18 protein-coding genes are annotated in these 17,711 nt (G+C 64.6%); 11 read left to right on the forward strand and 7 right to left on the reverse strand.

All coding sequences use genetic code 11. From position 1 onward, the window contains the following. The first annotated feature begins 16 nt into the window (after positions 1 to 16). From ADBZ9O_RS30765 to ADBZ9O_RS30790, 6 genes are all read left to right on the forward strand, one after another. Positions 17 to 718, forward strand: a complete 702-nt coding sequence (locus tag ADBZ9O_RS30765) for a queuosine precursor transporter (RefSeq protein WP_526527298.1) — start codon at positions 17 to 19, stop codon at positions 716 to 718. Beyond that, the gene (locus ADBZ9O_RS30770) at positions 718 to 1,347 is read left to right on the forward strand and encodes a 5-oxoprolinase subunit B family protein (protein WP_526527299.1); all 630 of its coding nucleotides are present in this window, start codon (positions 718 to 720) and stop codon (positions 1,345 to 1,347) included. The genes ADBZ9O_RS30765 and ADBZ9O_RS30770 overlap by 1 nt, the downstream gene beginning before the upstream one ends. Positions 1,348 to 1,349: 2 nt before the next feature. After that, a complete protein-coding gene (locus ADBZ9O_RS30775; RefSeq protein ID WP_526527300.1) occupies positions 1,350 to 2,225 on the forward strand; it encodes a 5-oxoprolinase/urea amidolyase family protein in 876 nt (291 codons plus the stop codon). 25 nt (positions 2,226 to 2,250) lie between these two features. Continuing rightward, positions 2,251 to 2,796, forward strand: a complete 546-nt coding sequence (locus tag ADBZ9O_RS30780; protein ID WP_526527301.1) for a GNAT family N-acetyltransferase — start codon at positions 2,251 to 2,253, stop codon at positions 2,794 to 2,796. Between the two features lie 165 nt (positions 2,797 to 2,961). Then, positions 2,962 to 4,107 carry a uroporphyrinogen-III synthase gene (locus tag ADBZ9O_RS30785; protein WP_526527302.1) on the forward strand — a complete coding sequence of 382 codons (1,146 nt, stop codon included), beginning with the start codon at positions 2,962 to 2,964 and terminating at the stop codon, positions 4,105 to 4,107. After that, the gene (locus ADBZ9O_RS30790; protein ID WP_526527303.1) at positions 4,107 to 4,796 is read left to right on the forward strand and encodes a sirohydrochlorin chelatase; all 690 of its coding nucleotides are present in this window, start codon (positions 4,107 to 4,109) and stop codon (positions 4,794 to 4,796) included. Before ADBZ9O_RS30785 ends, ADBZ9O_RS30790 begins: the two co-directional genes overlap by 1 nt. 9 nt (positions 4,797 to 4,805) lie before the next feature. Here the strand turns inward: ADBZ9O_RS30790 and ADBZ9O_RS30795 are convergent, their stop codons facing one another. The 5 genes from ADBZ9O_RS30795 to ADBZ9O_RS30815 all read right to left on the reverse strand — a co-directional run bounded on the left by ADBZ9O_RS30795 (position 4,806) and on the right by ADBZ9O_RS30815 (position 11,054). Further along, on the reverse strand, positions 4,806 to 6,737 hold the full coding sequence (locus ADBZ9O_RS30795; protein ID WP_526527304.1) for an alkaline phosphatase family protein: 1,932 nt from the start codon (positions 6,735 to 6,737) through the stop codon (positions 4,806 to 4,808). Positions 6,738 to 6,847: 110 nt separating this feature from the next. Further along, positions 6,848 to 7,207 (reverse strand): nitrite reductase small subunit NirD, encoded by a 360-nt coding sequence (gene nirD / locus ADBZ9O_RS30800; RefSeq protein WP_526527305.1) that lies wholly within the window; start codon positions 7,205 to 7,207, stop codon positions 6,848 to 6,850. Further along, on the reverse strand, positions 7,204 to 9,765 hold the full coding sequence (nirB, locus tag ADBZ9O_RS30805) for a nitrite reductase large subunit NirB (RefSeq protein WP_526527306.1): 2,562 nt from the start codon (positions 9,763 to 9,765) through the stop codon (positions 7,204 to 7,206). The genes nirD and nirB overlap by 4 nt, the downstream gene beginning before the upstream one ends. A 98-nt stretch (positions 9,766 to 9,863) precedes the next feature. Further along, positions 9,864 to 10,247: a hypothetical protein gene (locus tag ADBZ9O_RS30810; RefSeq protein ID WP_526527307.1), complete on the reverse strand. Its 384-nt coding sequence runs from the start codon at positions 10,245 to 10,247 to the stop codon at positions 9,864 to 9,866. A gap of 48 nt (positions 10,248 to 10,295) precedes the next feature. After that, positions 10,296 to 11,054, reverse strand: coding sequence for an isocitrate lyase/PEP mutase family protein (locus tag ADBZ9O_RS30815; RefSeq protein ID WP_526527308.1), 759 nt, complete (start codon positions 11,052 to 11,054; stop codon positions 10,296 to 10,298). Positions 11,055 to 11,181: 127 nt separating this feature from the next. Between ADBZ9O_RS30815 and ADBZ9O_RS30820 the strand changes: the two genes are divergently transcribed. From ADBZ9O_RS30820 to ADBZ9O_RS30840, 5 genes are all read left to right on the forward strand, one after another. After that, positions 11,182 to 11,481, forward strand: coding sequence for an Rv0250c family protein (locus tag ADBZ9O_RS30820; protein WP_526527309.1), 300 nt, complete (start codon positions 11,182 to 11,184; stop codon positions 11,479 to 11,481). Positions 11,482 to 11,561: 80 nt separating this feature from the next. Beyond that, on the forward strand, positions 11,562 to 12,383 hold the full coding sequence (gene sdhC, locus ADBZ9O_RS30825) for a succinate dehydrogenase subunit SdhC (RefSeq protein ID WP_526527310.1): 822 nt from the start codon (positions 11,562 to 11,564) through the stop codon (positions 12,381 to 12,383). Positions 12,384 to 12,427: 44 nt separating this feature from the next. Further along, positions 12,428 to 14,344 carry a fumarate reductase/succinate dehydrogenase flavoprotein subunit gene (locus ADBZ9O_RS30830; RefSeq protein ID WP_526527311.1) on the forward strand — a complete coding sequence of 639 codons (1,917 nt, stop codon included), beginning with the start codon at positions 12,428 to 12,430 and terminating at the stop codon, positions 14,342 to 14,344. Between the two features lies 1 nt (position 14,345). Further along, positions 14,346 to 15,095, forward strand: a complete 750-nt coding sequence (locus ADBZ9O_RS30835; protein WP_526527312.1) for a succinate dehydrogenase/fumarate reductase iron-sulfur subunit — start codon at positions 14,346 to 14,348, stop codon at positions 15,093 to 15,095. A 158-nt stretch (positions 15,096 to 15,253) separates the two neighbouring features. After that, the gene (locus tag ADBZ9O_RS30840) at positions 15,254 to 15,415 is read left to right on the forward strand and encodes a hypothetical protein (protein WP_526533812.1); all 162 of its coding nucleotides are present in this window, start codon (positions 15,254 to 15,256) and stop codon (positions 15,413 to 15,415) included. A gap of 11 nt (positions 15,416 to 15,426) precedes the next feature. Here the strand turns inward: ADBZ9O_RS30840 and ADBZ9O_RS30845 are convergent, their stop codons facing one another. Continuing rightward, on the reverse strand, positions 15,427 to 15,912 hold the full coding sequence (locus ADBZ9O_RS30845; RefSeq protein WP_526527313.1) for a flavin reductase family protein: 486 nt from the start codon (positions 15,910 to 15,912) through the stop codon (positions 15,427 to 15,429). Positions 15,913 to 15,969: 57 nt separating this feature from the next. Next, positions 15,970 to 17,682, reverse strand: a complete 1,713-nt coding sequence (locus tag ADBZ9O_RS30850; RefSeq protein ID WP_526533684.1) for a fatty-acid--AMP ligase — start codon at positions 17,680 to 17,682, stop codon at positions 15,970 to 15,972. Positions 17,683 to 17,711 lie beyond the last annotated feature (29 nt).

Consider the following 17,711-nt stretch of genomic DNA (forward strand, 5'->3'; position numbering starts at 1 on the left):
CTGCTTGGATGTCCCGGTGACAAGCAACGAACTCCAGGGACTCGAACAACCCGGTGAAACGGTCGGCTTCGCCAAGGTGGGGTCTGTCTATTATCCGGTGCTCATCGCGATCTTCACGGCGCTGGTGATCATCTCGAACGTCACCGCGACCAAGGGCGTCGCGTTCGGACCGATCATCACCGACGGCGGTTTCATCGTGTTCCCGCTGACCTACATCATCGGCGATGTGCTGTCCGAGGTGTACGGATTCAAAGCGACGCGACGCGCGATCTTCTTGGGCTTTTCGATGAATGTCCTGGCTGCGGCCGCGTTCTGGGTGACGATCTATCTTCCGGCGGCCGACTTCTACGAAAATCAGGCGGCCTTCGAGAACGTCGTCCACGCCTACACCCAGCTGATCGTGGCCGGATTGGCCGGTTTCATCGTCGGCCAGACCATCAACGCCTGGGTGGTCGTCGCGATCAAGGAACGCACCAAAGAGAAACACCTGTGGGCCCGTCTCGTCGGCTCGACGTTCGCCGGACAGCTCGGTGACACGTTGGTGTTCTGCGCCATCGCCGCGAGCGCCATCGGGATCACCACATTCCGCGATTTCGCGGTGTACACCGCGTTGGGCTGGCTCTACAAAACCGCGGTGGAGATCGTCTTCCTGCCGGTGACCTACCGGGTGATCGCACTGATCAAACGACGCGAGCCCACCTACGAGCCGATGGTGTAGTGCCCACCCCGACGGTTCGCGACTACGGCGACCAGGCCCTGCTGCTCGAATGCGACAGCATCGGCGAGGTGCTGGCGTGGACCAAAGTGCTCACGGCGGCCGAGCTGCCCGACGTCGTCGATATCGTCCCAGCCGCCCGCACGGTGCTGGTGACGCTGGCGGCCCCGCGCGCTGCGGGCCCCGCCCGCCACCAGCTGGCCTGGCTGCAGATCGGCCCGGACGATATCGAGCACGCACCGACCGGCGGGCACGCTGATGTCGTCATCGACGTCCGCTATGACGGGGAGGATCTCACCGAAGTGGGCCGGCTCACCGGGCTGACCCCTGACGACGTCGTCGCCGCCCACACCGGCACCCCGTGGCGGGTCGGATTCGGCGGCTTTGCACCAGGTTTCGCCTATCTCGTCGACGGCGACCCTCGCCTTGAGGTGCCCCGCCGAGACGAACCGCGCACCAGGGTGCCGGCCGGCGCGGTCGGGTTGGCCGGTGAGTTCAGCGGTGTGTACCCCAGGGAGTCCCCTGGCGGTTGGCAACTGATCGGCCGCACCGACGCCGTGCTCTGGGATATCGGGCGCCCCGACCCGGCGCTGCTCGCGCCCGGTATGTGGGTGCAGTTCAAGGCCATCTGACCGTGACCACCCTGCACATCCTGCGCACCGGTCCGCTGGCATTGGTGCAGGATTTGGGGCGCACCGGCCTGGCCCACCTCGGTGTCACCAGCTCCGGCGCTGCCGATCGCGGTAGCCACGCGCTGGCGAATCGGCTGGTGGCCAATCCCGACGATCGGGCCACCGTGGAAGTGACCTTCGGTGGGTTCTCCGCACTGGTCGACGGCGCACTGGACATTGCGGTGACCGGTGCCGATACCAACCCGTCGATCAACGGAATCCCGTTCGGCACCAACAGCATTGCGCATGCCCAGGCCGGTGACGTCATTACGCTCGACCGTCCGAGTTCGGGGATGCGCAGCTATCTGGCCGTGCGCGGCGGTATCGATGTGGTGCCCGTCCTCGGGTCGCGGAGCCATGACGTGCTCTCGGCGATCGGACCGGCACCGCTACGTGCCGGCGACGTCGTGGCTGTCGGGACGCATCCGCGCGCTTATCCGGAGTTGGATCAGGCCCCGGTGGCGACCATCGAGAACACCGCGGTGGTCCTGTCCGTCGTGCCCGGTCCGCGCGACAGCTGGCTGACCGATCCCGACGCACTCGTGCGCACCCCATGGGTGGCCTCGGACCGGAGCGACCGCGTCGGTATGCGACTGACCGGGTCCGCGTTGCGCCATCGGTGGCCGGACCGGCAATTGCCCTCCGAAGGCGCCACCAGGGGCTCCATTCAGGTGCCACCCAACGGCCAGCCCGTCATCCTGGGCCCGGACCATCCCGTCACCGGCGGATATCCGGTCGTCGGAGTGGTCGTCGCCGCCGATATGGACAAGGTGGCGCAGATACGGCCGGGCCAGTCCGTGCGAATGCGTTGGGTGCGCGTCCGTTTCAACGCCTCCTGACCGTCGACCTGGTAGACCCGATGGTGTGCACACCCAGGTTCACACCGCCCGCCTGGTCCACACCGCCGATCTGGATGCCGAAACCCGCGACGGCGTCCAGCGCATGGTGATCGACGCGTTCGGCGACGATTTCAGCCGGCCGGATTGGGAGAACGCGCTCGGCGGTATGCATGCGCTGATCTGCCACCACGGGACGCTGATCGGTCATGCGGCGGTCGTGCAACGCCAGCTGTTCTCCGGCGGAGAAGCGCTGCGCTGCGGTTACGTCGAGGCGGTCGCGGTCAGGGAGGACTGGCGTGGGCAGGGTCTGGCTGGTGCCCTGATGGATGCCATCGAACAGGTGATCCGCGGCGCCTACCAGCTGGGGGCGCTGTCCTCATCGGAGCTGGGGCGTCCGCTGTACACCTCCCGCGGCTGGCTGCCATGGGCCGGTCAAACATCGGCGCTGACATTGACCGGCCCCGCCCGCACCCCCGATGACGACGCGAACATCTTCGTCCTGCCCGTAACCGTCGCCGTCGACACCAGCGCGGAGCTGATGTGCGATTGGCGTCACGGCGACCCCTGGTAGCAGTGACCCGCGACCTCACACGCCCAGACCTGCACCGGTGAGCGGATGTTCACTACGGGGTGACGGCACAGCGATTCTGGGCAATAAAGCCGCCCTACCGTGGTCGCTATGTCAGCGCAATTGCTGGGTAACACGGAGGAAACATGCGCTGCATACACAGGTCCCATGAGTGCGCCTGACTGGGCACCGCTGACCGGATACCGGGTGGCGGTGACTTCGGCGCGGCGGTCTGAGGAGTTGTCGGCGCTCCTGCGCCGCCGCGGCGCGACCGTATGTGCCGCGGCCGCCATCGATATGGTGCCGCTACCCGATGATGAGGAATTGCACGAACACACCAAGGCATTGATCGCAGATCCCCCCGATATCGTCGTCGCGACCACCGGGATCGGGTTCCGGGGCTGGGTTGCCGCCGCCGACGGCTGGGGCCTGGCCACCGATCTGATCGGCGCACTGTCCAAGGCCAGGATCGTCTCGCGCGGACCAAAAGCGACCGGAGCGCTGCGCGCCGCCGATCTGCCTGAAGAATGGTCACCGGATTCGGAGTCGTCGCGCGAGGTCGTGCAGTACCTGCTCGAAAAGGGCATCGCGGGACTGCGTATCGCGGTGCAGTTGCACGGCGCCACCGACGAGTGGGATCCCTACCCCGAGTTCCTCGACGAACTGCGCAATGCCGGCGGCCAGGTCGTGCCGATCAGGGTCTACCGCTGGCGGCCCACCCCCAGCGGCGGCGCCTTCGACCAACTGGTCACCGGGATCGCCGACCGACAGTTCGACGCCGTCAGCTTCACCTCCGCACCGGCCGTCGCCGCAACGCTGATGCGCGCCCGCGATCTCGGCATCGAGGACGAACTGCTCAACGCGCTGCGCACCGGGGTGCACGCCATGTGCGTCGGACCGGTGACCGCGCGGCCGCTGGTGCGACTCGGTGTGCCGACGTCGGCACCGGAGCGCATGCGCCTGGGCGCACTGGCTCGCCACATCACCGATGAACTACCGCTACTGCAATCGCGTACCCTCGCCGCCGCCGGTCACCTGGTGGAGATCCGCGGCACGTGCGTCCTGGTGGACGGCGAGGTGCGGGCGCTCTCCCCGGCCGGGATGGCCACGATGCGTGCCCTTGCGCTGCGACCGGGCACAGTGGTGTCGCGGCACGCGCTGCTGTCCGCACTTCCTGGCGCAGGTACCGACACCCACGCCGTCGAGACCGCGGTGCTGCGCCTGCGAACGGCGTTGGGTGACAAGAACATTGTCGCCACCGTCGTCAAACGTGGATACCGACTCGCGGTCGACGATACCGCGGCCGGACTGTGATGAACCGGCTTCTGGTTGCCCACGGCACCCGCAAACCCGAGGGGGTGGCCGTGATCGGTGAACTCGCGCAGCGCGTCGGGGCACTCCTGAACTGCCCTATCCGGGTGGCGTTCGTCGACGTGCTCGGCCCGACGCCCAGTGAGGTGTTGCGCACGCTGACCGACGGCCCGACGGTGCTGGTACCTGCGTTCCTGGCCAGCGGCTATCACGTGCACGCCGACATCCCCGCCCACGTCACCGCCAGCGAACGCGACGATGTCACGGTGACTCCCGCGCTGGGACCGAGCGCGCAGATGGTCCGCGTCGTCACCGATCGGCTGATCGAATCAGGTTGGCAGCCCGATGATTCGGTGATTCTCGCCGCCGCGGGAACCTCTGATCCCGGCGCCCAGCGCGATCTGCGCATCACCGCCACTCTGCTGTCCGCGGCCATCGGCAACCGGGTCGAGTTGGCCTACGCCGCAACAGGTGAACCACGAGTCGCCGACGCGGTGCTCGCGCTACGTGCCCGAGGCACCGGCCGGGGCCGAATCGTCGTCGCGTCATATCTGTTGGCGGACGGCCTTTTCCAGGATCGCCTGGTGGCATCGGGCGCTGATATCGTCACCAAACCGCTTGGCCGCCATCCTGGTACCGCCAGGCTGATCGCAGCCAGATTCCGCCGGGCCCGGGTTCCCATCGCTGTCTAGTCAGGCTGCCTACGTCCAGAATTCATTCATCGGTTGGGCATACCCGTCGTTAGCTGTCAGTGGCGCCACTCCCAGGGAGAGCTCGATGGTGCGTTGCAGGCTGTAGTGGTTGTAGTAATCGCTGGCAACGAATGCCCCTCCGCGCATCCCGGCCGCGACTGCCCCTGGCGATGGGATGACCACCATCACCACGTGGTTGCCTTCGTTGCCAAGGCCCCACGAGATGTTGTTGTTGTCCTCGTCAAAGGTCAGGAAGATCGCGCTGCTCTGGGTGGGATCATTCCAGACCGCCGAATTGTAGATGGTCGGTATGGTCGACTGGAGGAACTCGTCGCCCGCCGCGACGTTGTACTGCTGAGTCGTCAACTGGCTCAACGCAAATCGGACGATACCGTCGACGGTATCAATGGGACCTTCCATATTGTGATCCTCGTCGGCGGCCACCCACGCGAAGTTCGGAGTTGTGGCGCTGGACTCGAGATCGCTGCTCAGCTGGGACAGATCGAAGATATGGCTGTCGACCCGCGCGGGATCGGCATAGATGTCATGGAAAGCGAGGAACGGGGTCCGGTCGGTGGGGGTGCTGTACCCGCCTCCGCCCTGCTGATACGCGGCCCAGGTCTTACCCACCGCATCGATGTTGTCGGCCAGGTTCGTCACGTCGAAGCAGTCCGCGGCGCAGTTGTAGTTGATTCCGAAATCCGATCCACCAAGGATCGGGTAGTAGTTCGGATCGCTGGGGTGGGTCAGGGCGTAGTAGTTCGACGCGGACCCGTATGCGTCGATAAGGCTGTTGATATAGGGCGCATTCGGGCTGCCGACAATGTTGCCGGCGCCCTTGTTTTCCATATAGATCATGAATACGTGATCAAGCGCGCCGACGGTGCTCACCGGTGGGGTGGGCGCTGCGGGCGGGAGAAGACCGACGTCGCCGACGGTGAAGGAGATGTCGTCGGCATAGGCGTTGTTGTAGTTACCGGGTGCTGGGTTGCGGTCATCGAAGGTCACCACGATTTGGGCGCTGCGCGTACCTACCGGGATCGAGCCGGTGGAGGCACTCTCCTGTAGCCCAGTCTGAAGCCAACGATCCAACGCGGTTACGGGCCCGATCTGACCGCTGCCGAGGTAACCCTTGTTGGCGTCCAGGAAGTTGACGGTGACCGAGGCCCTGGACGGGTCGAGAAAGTAGCCGCCGAGCGCCCCACTGAGCGTGTAAGAGATAGTGCCGGAGTCGATGTTCTGGACGCCACTGAGATCGACTGTCTGCGTGAGCGTGGAGGTGGCCACGTTTCCACCACCGAAGAACTGCGAGCCGCTGCCCACCGGCGCGCTACCCGTAGTCGGGAATCCGAGGAAAGCCGGCAGCGTGACCCCCTCGGTGCCGAACAGCCCAGGTAGACGGCGCAAGGTGTTGTACTCGATCACGGTTGGGGTGCCCGTGACCGACCAGCCCGGGATGGTCACCGAGGCATAGCCAGTCAGCGACGGGTCGCCGAACTCAGCGCCCGAGTTGACAAGCAGATTTGGGCTCTGCGGTTGGCTCGGCGTGGTCGGGGTGACGGCCACCGTCTTGAGTCCCAGGTTCTGCCCGAGCTCGCGGCGCACGACGTCTGCGATCGCCAACACCAGCGCAGCAGGCGGCGTCGGCGCGTTCGGCCTGGGTGAGGCGCCTGCGGCAGCGCTTTCTCGCTGTGGAGGAGCCGAACTCGCCACGGCTACCGCTCTCACCTGCACTGAAGCCGTCGTCGAGGTGGTGGCCTTGGTACCGTTCGCCGCGGCGCGCACCGAGTGCTGGGATGACTTCACGGAGCGGTGCGCGCCCGACGACGCGTCGCCGGGGGCGGCATTGCCGACCGCCGGGTTGGCCGTCGCCAAGGCAAATCCCACGCCGAGACCTACCGCCAATGCCCCGACCCGACCGACGTATCTGCCGTCACCCATCGTGGTCTCCTCAACCGTCAGGCGGCGCCCCACTGGAGAAATAACCGCGCCTAGCAGAATGCTCCTGAGGACCTGAGGATGTTGACCATTTTCGCAAATAAATCTGGTGACTATTTGCCTACCGAAACCACGCCGTCGTCGTCCACCCTGGTCGCGTACACCGGTATCGAGAACGTCGGGTCATCCAGGCACGTACCGTCGTCAAAGGCGAACGCCTGCTTCTTGATTGGCGACTGCACTACGGCCCGGCCGGCCCGGTCACCGACGATGCCCCGCGACAGCACCGCCGCACCGGAGATGGGATCGATATTGCCCACCGCGTGTAGTGAGTCGTCGTCGAGTCGGAACAGAGCGGCCTGGGAGCCGTCGTCGAGAAGTACTCCGACACCGCGGCCAGGGATCAGATGGTCGAATGCGCAGGCGGTGGTCCACACCCGCGTATCGACACGGGTGTCATCGAGCAGGGTCATACCGTCTCCTCAATGTGTGCGTCGTCGCTGGGCGGGGGCATGCCTGGAATTCCCAAGACCAGCGGCACTTTTCGGCCGGACCGCTTGGTGAACTCGACTGTCGGGTCGGCGGCATCCGGTGCGTTGACGAACGAGACGAACCGCGACAGCTTGTCCGGGTCGTCGAGCACACCCTTCCATTCGCACGCATAACCGTCGACGTGCCTGGCCATCGCCGCCTCCAGGTCGGCGGCCAGGCCAAGGGAGTCGTTGCACACGACGTCGCGCAGATGCTCCAAGCCGCCTTCTAGGCTTTCCACCCACGGTGCGGTGCGCTGCAACCGGTCGGCGGTGCGGATGTAGAACATCAGGAACCGGTCGACATAACGGATCAGGGTGTCGGTGTCGAGGTCACCGGCCAGAAGTTCGGCGTGCCGCGGGGTCATCCCGCCGTTGCCACCGACGTAGAGATTCCAGCCGTTCTCGGTCGCGATCACCCCGACGTCCTTGCCCCGCGCTTCCGCGCATTCGCGGGCACACCCGGAGACACCCATCTTGATCTTGTGCGGCGCCCGCAGCCCCCGGTAGCGCAGCTCCAGGTCGATGGCCAGCTGTACCGAATCCTGCTGGCCGTAGCGGCACCAGTCACTACCGACGCAACTCTTCACCGTGCGCAGTGATTTGCCGTAGGCCTGACCGGATTCCATCCCGCCGTCGACGAGCCTGCGCCAGATCAGCGGTAACTGCTCGACCCTGGCGCCGAACAGGTCGATGCGCTGACCGCCGGTGATCTTGGTGTACAGCCCGAAATCCCTGGCGATCTCCCCGATCAGGATGAGCTGCTCGGCAGTGATATCTCCGCCGGGTACCCGCGGCACCACGGAGTAACTGCCGTTGCGCTGAATGTTGGCCAGGAAGTGGTCATTGGAGTCCTGCAGCGACGCCTGCTCACCGTCGAGGATGTGCTCCGAACTCGTGGACGCCAGAATCGATGCGACGACGGGTTTGCAGATATCACAACCCTTTCCGGCGCCGTACCGGTGCAGTAAGGCCGAGAAGGTGCGGATTTCACCGGCGGTGATGATCTCGAACAACTCGGCACGCGAGTGGGTGAAGTGCTCGCACAACGCTTTCGACTGCTCGACGCCCTTGGCCTGCAGCAACTGCTTGAGCAGCGGAATGCACGAGCCGCACGAGGTACCCGCAGCGGTGCAGGATTTCAGCGCGGGCACATCAGCGCAACCACCGTCGATAGCGGCGGTCAACTCGCCCTTGGTGACGTTGTTACATGAGCAGATCTGCGCCGCGTCCGGTAGCGCCGCGACACCCAGAGCCGTTGCACCGTCGCCAGATTGAGCCGGGGCGATGAGGGCCATCGGATCACCGGGCAACTGGCTGCCGACCATCGGTCGCAGCACACCGTAGGCGGCGGCATCGCCCACCAGTACCCCGCCGAGCAATGTCTTGGCGTCGTCGGAGAGCACAAGTTTTGCGTAGGTCTGGTTCACCGCATCGTTGACGACAACGTCGAGGCAGTGAGCCGTATCGCCCATCGCATCGCCGAAACTGGCCACGTCGACGCCGAGAAGCTTGAGTTTGGTGGACATATCGGCCCCGGGGAACTCCGCGGCACCGCCGAGCAACCGGTCGGCGACTACCTCGGCGCTGGTGTAGCCCGGTGCCACCAACCCGTAGCACCTGCCCTCGATGGCAGCTACTTCACCCACCGCGAAAATATTGGGATCCCTTGTTGCGCAGGATAAATCAGTCAGCACGCCGCCGCGCTCGGCAAGGGTGAGGCCGGCACCCCTTGCGAGTTCATCGCGCGGCCGGACACCAGCGGCGAAGACCACCAGGCCGGCATCGAGCAGGCTGCCATCGGACAGGGTGACCCGCAGTGTGCCGTTGTCGTCGCGCTCGATCGACTCCGTACCCACATCAACGTGCACGGCGATACCCAGGCCGGAAATCATCCGCGCCAGCAGTGCGCCCCCGGCCGGGTCCAGCTGTTGGGCCATCAGCCGTGGCGCGCGTTCGACGACATGAGCGGTCACCCCGAAGCTGCGCAGCGCATTGGCCGCCTCCAACCCGAGTAGGCCGCCGCCGATGACGACACCGGATCGGGTGTGTCCCGCCGCAAGTGCGGTTTGCACGTCAGCGCGGATGGCATCCAGGTCATCGAGGGTGCGGTAGACGTGACAGCCGGGCAGATCATGCCCGGGCACCGGCGGAACGAAGGCATACGAACCGGTCGCCAACACCAGCGCGTCATAACCGAATCGTTCGCCACCGGCGGTGAGCACGTCCTTGGCGGCCCGGTTGATCTCGATGACCGGCCTGCCCAGGAGCAGCCGGACGGCGTCATCGTCGCTGTAGCGGTTACCGGGCAGCGCCAGCTGTGCGCGATCCCAATGCGCCGTGTACCCGGTCAGTCCGACCCGGTCATAGGCGGCCTCGGTTTCTTCGGCGAGCACGGTGACCCGCCAGGTCGACTCGGCGTCGCGGGCCCGCAGCGCCTCGACGAGCCGGTGCCCGACCATGCCGTGCCCGATCACGACGAGTTCCTTCATTGACCGCATGCGCTGAGGTTAGGAACCCGATATTGCGGCGGTGTCGCGCTGTGTGAACCGGCCATCACACTGTGCTCACTTACGCCGGCCGGCGATGTGAGGCCAGTTCAGACGTGACCGGCAGCGGGCTGCGTCGTCGTGACGTACGGATTGAAAATCGTCGTCGACGTGGTGGGCGTCTGGGTATCTGGATCCGGTGCCTGTTCGGTTGGCTGATCGGTGGATGCGGTCGGCGCCCCGGGTGACAGCTCGCTGGTCTGCACACTGGGCACGGCGTAGGAGGTCTGCGTCGTCGACGACGAGCTGACGCTCGCCGAGGGCGTCACATAGCTCGGCGGCGGCGCGCCGGGGCCGGGCCGGTCGGAGGACCCCCCGGCCATCTGCACCACCGCATAGATCAGCAACCCGAGCAGGAGGACAGCGGCTGCACCGGCGCCCCACACCACCGCTTCGTGGTTATGCCAGCCGCTCTCGTCATCGCCGTCCATCACGGCCGCGCATCGTAGGGGACGCGGTCGAACAGCCCGGAAACTCGCTGCTTACGAGCTCCAGCGTCCGAGAAGCTCGTTGGCCCGTGTCGCCAGCGCCCACTGAAAGAACGGCCCGAAACTGATCCGGCCGACGCCGAGCGGGCCGAACGAGGCCGGATCGTCCTTGTCGGGCAGCGCGATCGCATTGACCGGCAGCGGGAGCTCACTGGTCAGCCTGCGCATCGTGTCCGGGTCATGGCGGCCCACCGGGTAGAGGCTGTCCGCGCCGGCGTCGGCGGCTTCCTTCATTCTCGCGATAGCCCGATCTGTCCGATCGGCCTCGTCACCGTCCTGGCGCATGAACAAATCGGTGCGGGCGTTGACGACGACATGCACGCCCGCGGCGTCGGCGGCGCTGCGCAGCGCGCCGACCAGGGCGGCGTGCTCACCCGAGGAGCCCTCGCGGTGCACGGTGTCCTCGATATTGAGTCCCACCGCGCCGGCTCGCAGCAAACCGGCGATGAGTTCCTCGGCGGGTAACCCATAACCCGATTCGATATCCACCGAGATCGGCACGTCCACCTTGGCGGTGATCTGCGCGACGCGGGTCAGCAGGTCCTCGTATTCCATCCCCTCGCCATCCGGCTTCCCGATCGAATCGGCCACCGGATGACTACCGACGGTCAGCGCGGCAAACCCGGCAGCGACGGATAGATCCGCAGACCACGCGTCCCAGACCGTCGGCAGGATGACCGGATCACCGGCTCGGTGCAGCGCTAAAAGTGTGTTGGCCTTCGCCGCGAGTGACTCGTGTGCTTCGTTGCTCATCGAATTCCTGAACTCTCATGGTCATGGAGGACATTCCGGACGTGATGCGGGTCACGTCCAGATGGTGAAGTAGCTAGCATTGGGTGTCGTAACGTGATCCATGACACCTTCAGCCCAAGGAGGTCACTTGTCCACCACCACCGATCTTGCCGAGCTTCACGATCTCATCGGCGGCCTACGACGCTGCGTGACATCGCTCCGGTCCCGCTACGGCGACAGTCCGGCGATGCGTCGCATCGTCCTTGACGCCGAACGGATCCTCAACGATGTCGAGATGCTCGACAGCGACGCCAGCGATCTTGATCTGGCCCGCTGCACCGTGCAGCACTCAGGCGAGAAGATCTCCATCCCGGACACCCAGTACGACAGCGATTTCTGGCGCGATGTCGATGACGAAGGCGTGGGCGGCCACAACCGAACCAAATGACGGGCAGGTTCACCTCAGCCCGTCTTGGCAATAGCACCAGCCAGCGAAATCCTCGATTGTTTCCGAAGGGAACCCTTTAGATGAGCGCGCCCACGTCGGATCGCAAAGCGACCGGTGTCTTCTCGCCCACCCGTGCCCAAATCTCGCAGCGCACACTGCGGACGGACAGCTGGTGGAAATCTCCGCTCATCACCGACCTCGGCTTCGCCGCGTTCGTCATCTACGCCACGGTGCGGGCGTTCATGCAGAACAACTACTTCGTTCCGGAGTACCACTACCTCACTCCGTTCTACTCGCCGTGCATCAGCACCGGCTGCACGCCTGAGGCCAGCGGCTTCTGGCCACAGTTCCTGCCTGATGTGTGGTGGCTGCCGTATGCAGCCGCTTCGCTGCCGTTCCTGCTGCTCTTCCGCTTGACCTGCTACTACTACCGCGGCGCCTACTACCGCTCAGTGTGGCAGTCACCGAGCGCCTGCGCCGTCGCCGAGCCGCACGCGAAATACACTGGTGAGACGCGACTTCCGCTGATCATTCAGAACACGCACCGCTACTTCTTCTACATCGCGGCGATCATCTCGCTGATCAACACCTATGACGCCATCGAGGCCTTCCATTCACCGTCCGGCTTCGGCTTCGGTCTTGGCAACATCATTTTGCTGATCAACGTCATCATGCTGTGGGTCTACACGATCTCCTGCCACTCCTGCCGCCACGCCGTCGGCGGCAAACTCAAGCACTTCTCCAAGCACCCTGTGCGGTACTGGATGTGGGTGCAGGTCAGCAGGCTCAACACCCGGCACAAGCTGTACGCATGGATCACGCTCGGGACACTGATGCTGACCGATTTCTACGTCATGCTGGTCGCCAGCGGAACCATTTCTGATCTCAGATTCATTGGGTAACAAGCCAATTCATCACTACTTTGGTTAAAAGATGAGGGTATTACATGGTTGAGCTCGAACGGCACCAGTACGACGTGGTCGTCATCGGTGCCGGCGGTGCAGGACTGCGAGCGGTCATCGAGGCTCGCGAACGGGGCCTGAAGGTCGCGGTCGTCACCAAGTCGTTGTTCGGTAAGGCGCATACCGTGATGGCCGAAGGCGGCTGTGCGGCGGCGATGCGCAACGTCAACTCCAAAGACTCGTGGCAGATCCATTTCGGCGACACGATGCGCGGCGGCAAGTTCCTGAACAACTGGCGGATGGCGGAACTGCACGCGCAGGAAGCTCCCGACCGGGTCTGGGAGCTGGAGACCTACGGGGCCCTGTTCGACAGAACCAAAGACGGCAAAATCAGCCAGCGAAACTTCGGTGGCCACACCTATCCGCGGTTGGCCCACGTCGGCGACCGCACCGGCCTGGAGATCATCCGCACCCTGCAGCAGAAGATCGTGTCGCTGCAGCAGGAGGACAAGGCCGAACTGGGCGACTACGAAGCCCGTATCAAGGTCTTCCACGAGTGCTCGATCACCGACCTGATCAAAGACGGTGACCGGATCGCGGGCGCGTTCGGCTACTGGCGTGAGAGCGGCAGCTTCATCCTGTTCGAGGCCCCAGCGGTGGTGCTCGCCACCGGCGGTATCGGCAAGTCGTTCAAGGTGTCGTCGAACTCGTGGGAGTACACCGGCGACGGACATGCGCTGGCGCTGCGTGCGGGTTCCAACCTGATCAACATGGAGTTCATCCAGTTCCACCCGACCGGAATGGTCTGGCCGCTGTCGGTCAAGGGCATCCTCGTCACCGAGGGTGTGCGCGGTGACGGCGGAGTGCTGAAGAACTCCGAGGGCAAGCGGTTCATGTTCGACTACATCCCCCCGGTGTTCAAGGGGCAGTACGCCGAGACCGAAGAAGAAGCCGATCAGTGGCTCAAGGACAACGACTCCGCACGTCGCACGCCTGACCTGCTGCCCCGCGACGAGGTGGCCAGGGCCATCGTCGCCGAGGTCAAGGCCGGCCGCGGCACACCGCACGGCGGGGTCTACCTCGATATCGCCTCGCGGATGCCCACCGAGGAGATCAAGCGCCGGCTCCCGTCGATGTACCACCAGTTCATCGAGCTGGCCGAAGTCGATATCACCAAGGACGAGATGGAGGTCGGTCCGACCTGTCACTACGTGATGGGCGGTATCGAGGTCGATCCCGACACCGGCGGCGCCGCGACCCCCGGACTGTTCGCGGCCGGTGAATGTTCCGGTGGCATGCACGGCTCCAACCGCCTCGGCGGTAACTCGCTGTCGGATCTGCTGGTGTTCGGCCGTCGCGCCGGACTCGGCGCATCGGATTACGTGCGGGCGCTCGCCGACCGGCCGACACCGCCGCAGGACGCCGTCGACGAGGCCACCAAGATGGCCTTGGCGCCGTACGAGCCCCACGAAAATCCGGAAAATCCGTACACGCTGCACGCCGAGCTTCAGCAGTCGATGAACGATCTGGTCGGCATCATCCGCAAGGAAGACGAGATCCACGAGGCGCTGGCCAAGCTCGATGAGCTGCGGGGCCGGTTGCAGAACGTCGCCGTCGAGGGCGGTCGGGTCTACAACCCGGGCTGGCACCTGGCGATCGATATGCGCAACATGCTGCTGGTCAGCGAATGCGTGGCCAAGGCCGCGCTGGAGCGCACCGAGAGCCGTGGCGGTCACACCCGCGACGATCATCCGGCGATGGACGCCAACTGGCGCAACAAGCTGCTGGTCTGCAAGACCACCGAGGTTGCGACCGCAGAGTCCATGGTCCCCCGCGTCACCGTGGTTCCCGAGGAACAGGTTCCGATGCGCGAGGACCTGCTCGGTGTCTTCGAGCTCTCCGAACTGGAGAAGTACTACACCGACGGCGAACTGACCAACCATCCCGAACGGAAGGGCTGAGATGACTGCCTACGACGCGAGCTTGCGTGTCTGGCGTGGCGACGACACCGGCGGCGAACTGAAGGACTACACCGTCGAGGTCAACGACGGTGAGGTGGTGCTCGACATCATCCACCGGCTGCAGGCCACCCAGGCCAACGACCTGGCCGTGCGCTGGAACTGCAAGGCCGGCAAGTGCGGCTCCTGCTCGGCTGAGATCAACGGCCGTCCGCGCCTGATGTGCATGACGCGCATGTCGACGTTCGGCGAGGACGAGACGGTGACGGTGACCCCGTTGCGGACCTTCCCCGTCATGCGCGATCTGGTCACCGACGTGTCCTTCAACTACACCAAGGCCCGCGAGATCCCCTCGTTCACGCCACCAAAGGACCTGCAGCCCGGCGATTACCGCATGCAGCAGGAGGACGTGGAGCGCAGCCAGGAGTTCCGCAAGTGCATCGAGTGCTTCCTGTGCCAGAACACCTGCCACGTGGTCCGCGATCACGAGGAGAACAAAGAGGCGTTCGCCGGTCCGCGTTATCTGATGCGGCAGGCCGAGTTGTCGATGCATCCGCTGGACACCCTGGACCGCCGCAATATGGCCCAGGAAGAGAACGGCCTTGGCCTGTGCAATATCACCAAGTGCTGCACCGAGGTCTGCCCCGAGCACATCAAGATCACCGACAACGCGCTGATCCCGATGAAGGAGCGCGTCGCGGACAAGAAGTACGACCCGATCGTCTGGCTGGGAAACAAGCTGTTCCGGCGATGAACCTGAGCTTGCGAAGGTGAAGAGCGGGCACTGACGTCTGTGCAACGGTGGCGAAATTCCGACCAGGAATTCGCCACCGTTTCACATTGGTGGGGTGCCACCTTGACCGACGGGCGTAGGCTCGGGGCAGCCGCCAGTCAACGTCGAAAGGCTGCACCGTGAAGATGCGAGAAACCACCAGCGTCAACGATATTCGCACAGCGATCCGGGAGTTGTCCGCCCGCGCGGATCTGGCCCGCAAAGAGGACAGACCCGATGACGCCGCCGAAATCGACAAGCGCATTCAGGGCTACCGCGACGAGCTCGCACAGCGACCCTAGTTGGCCGTGGCCTAAGCGCCCAGTTTCCTGAACGTGCTGCGGTGGAACACGATCGGCGCGATATCGTCATGCACCGTGATGTCGTGGACCCGGAGCACAACGATGGTGTGATCACCGGCAACCACCAGCTGTTCGATAGCGCTTTCCAACCACACGCTGGTGCCGTGGATGAACACTGCGCCGCCATCGGTGGACTGCGTTTCCAGTCCCGCGAACCGGTCGCCGGTCTTGGCGGCCAAGGTTTTCGCGGCCGCGTCATGGGATTCGCCGAGGACGGAAATGCCCAGCTTGGGCAGGTCCTTGAGCTTGGGCCAGGTGGTAGACGAGTTCTGCACACAGAACGAGACCAGTGGCGGATCCAGCGATACCGGAACGAACGTGCTGGCAGCCAAGCCCACGCGCTCCCCGTCTACTTCGGCGGCAATGGCGATGACACCAGACGGGAAATGGCCGTAGGCCTCGCGCAACGAGGTGGGGTTTAGATCGTTTGCAGTCATAGCACCACCATCATTACACGAATGACGAATACCGAATTTGCCATTCGGGGGCCGGGCTTAAGCGTCCAACCGGATAAATTGATCCTGTCGATACTGCTGGACGCAGGCGGCGCGGCGAATCTTGCCGCTCGTCGTCGTCGGAATCGATCCGGGTGGGACCAGAACGAGGTCGCCAACATTCAAGCCGTGCACATTGGATATCGCGGAGGTGACATCGCGTTTGACCCCGCTGAGCCACTGCATCGGCTCACCGGTGAAATTTCGCGGCTGCTTGACCTCGATGACGGTGACCAGTTTTTCGGTACTGTTCACCGGAACCGAAACCGCCGCGACCCGCCCACCCGTGATCCCTTGCACTGTCGCCTCGATGTCCTCGGGATAGTGATTGCGTCCACGAATGATCAGCAGGTCCTTGATGCGGCCAACGATGTAAAGCTCACCATCGGAGATGAACGCCAAATCGCCGGTCCGCAGCCATGATCCGTCAGCACTACCTGGCGGCGCATCGACGAGTGTGGCACCGAAGCACCGCTGTTCCTCCGATGGCCGGTTCCAATAGCCGGCCGCGACATTGTCGCCGTGGACCCAGATCTCACCGACTACATCCGGCGGGCATGACCGGTTTGTGTCGACGTCGACAATGCGCACCACCGGAGACTGCGGCACTTTGTATCTCACCAACGCTGAGCCGGTTCCTGGTGCACACCGCGCAGCGCGGCCGACGGCCAATTGCTCGGTATCGAAATGGCCTGCCGCAGCCGAATCACGCCAGGTACCGGACGCCACGAAGACGGTTGCCTCTGCCAGGCCATAGGACGGACGCAGCATATGGTCTCGAAAGTTGAAGTGCGCGAACCGATCTGCGAAACGCTCCAACGTGGCCGGCTCGACGCGTTCGGCGCCGTTGATGATGCCCAACACACCTCCAAGGTCGAGCCCGACGAGCTCGCGATCGGTGGTTTTCCGGGCGGCCAGATCGAAGGCGAAGTTGGGCGCCGCCGAGAAGGCATGAGAATTTTCAGCCAGCGCCCGTATCCATCTGGACGGCTTCTCCAGGAACGCAGTAGGGCTGGTCAGTTGCGCGGGAACGCCGCTCAGGATGGGTGCGCAAACGCCGAGTACCAAACCCATATCGTGGTAGAACGGCAGCCACGACACAAAGGTGGCATCTGTGGTGTTGATGCGCGACTCCGCGAAATAGCTACGCATCAGTTGCTCGAAATTAGCCTGGAGGTTGCGGTGCGAAATCACGACCCCGGTGGGAACCCGCGTCGAACCTGAGCTGTATTGCAGATAGGCCGTGCTGGGGAACCCCGCCGCCGAGGAGCCGGATCCGTGATCGACGTCCAGATCCAGCGAGTCGATCTCGATGATCGTCGGTGCGGTATGTAGGCCTGCCCGGTCGACGTATTCGCCGACCTCGCCCGCGACGGACGAGGTGGTGAACACGACCGAGGGTGACGTGTCGGCGAGGACCGCGCCCACGCGCTCGTCGCTGGCGCCGCGATGCGGCAACGGCAGCGGTACCGCAATCAGCCCAGCCTGCATGGATCCCAGAAAACCCAGCACGTACTCCAGGCCCTGCGGAGCCAGAATGACCGCCCGGTCTCCGGGCGACCCACGCTGGTGCAGCTCGCGTGCCACGTTCATCGTTCGGCGGGACAGTTGCGACCACGTGAGACTCTCGCGAACACCGTCCGGATCGTGACCGTAGTCAGTGAAGGTGAACGCCACGTCGTGAGGGCGCAAGCTGGCATGCCCGTGCAGCATGGCGAGAACAGATGACTGGGGCCCGCCCA

Origin of the sequence: Mycobacterium sp., assembly GCF_965229105.1 — a bacterium.
Classification (GTDB): domain Bacteria; phylum Actinomycetota; class Actinomycetes; order Mycobacteriales; family Mycobacteriaceae; genus Mycobacterium.

Coding starts and splice junctions, on each gene's coding strand:
- ADBZ9O_RS30785 (WP_526527302.1), top strand. CDS start 2,962: ATGAGTGCGCCTGACTGGGCACCGCTGACCGGATACCGGGTGGCGGTG.
- ADBZ9O_RS30790 (WP_526527303.1), top strand. CDS start 4,107: ATGAACCGGCTTCTGGTTGCCCACGGCACCCGCAAACCCGAGGGGGTG.
- ADBZ9O_RS30795 (WP_526527304.1), bottom strand. CDS start 6,737: ATGGGTGACGGCAGATACGTCGGTCGGGTCGGGGCATTGGCGGTAGGT.
- nirD (WP_526527305.1), bottom strand. CDS start 7,207: ATGACCCTGCTCGATGACACCCGTGTCGATACGCGGGTGTGGACCACC.
- nirB (WP_526527306.1), bottom strand. CDS start 9,765: ATGCGGTCAATGAAGGAACTCGTCGTGATCGGGCACGGCATGGTCGGG.
- ADBZ9O_RS30815 (WP_526527308.1), bottom strand. CDS start 11,054: ATGAGCAACGAAGCACACGAGTCACTCGCGGCGAAGGCCAACACACTT.
- sdhC (WP_526527310.1), top strand. CDS start 11,562: ATGAGCGCGCCCACGTCGGATCGCAAAGCGACCGGTGTCTTCTCGCCC.
- ADBZ9O_RS30830 (WP_526527311.1), top strand. CDS start 12,428: ATGGTTGAGCTCGAACGGCACCAGTACGACGTGGTCGTCATCGGTGCC.
- ADBZ9O_RS30835 (WP_526527312.1), top strand. CDS start 14,346: ATGACTGCCTACGACGCGAGCTTGCGTGTCTGGCGTGGCGACGACACC.
- ADBZ9O_RS30845 (WP_526527313.1), bottom strand. CDS start 15,912: ATGACTGCAAACGATCTAAACCCCACCTCGTTGCGCGAGGCCTACGGC.
- ADBZ9O_RS30850 (WP_526533684.1), bottom strand. CDS start 17,682: ATGCTGCACGGGCATGCCAGCTTGCGCCCTCACGACGTGGCGTTCACC.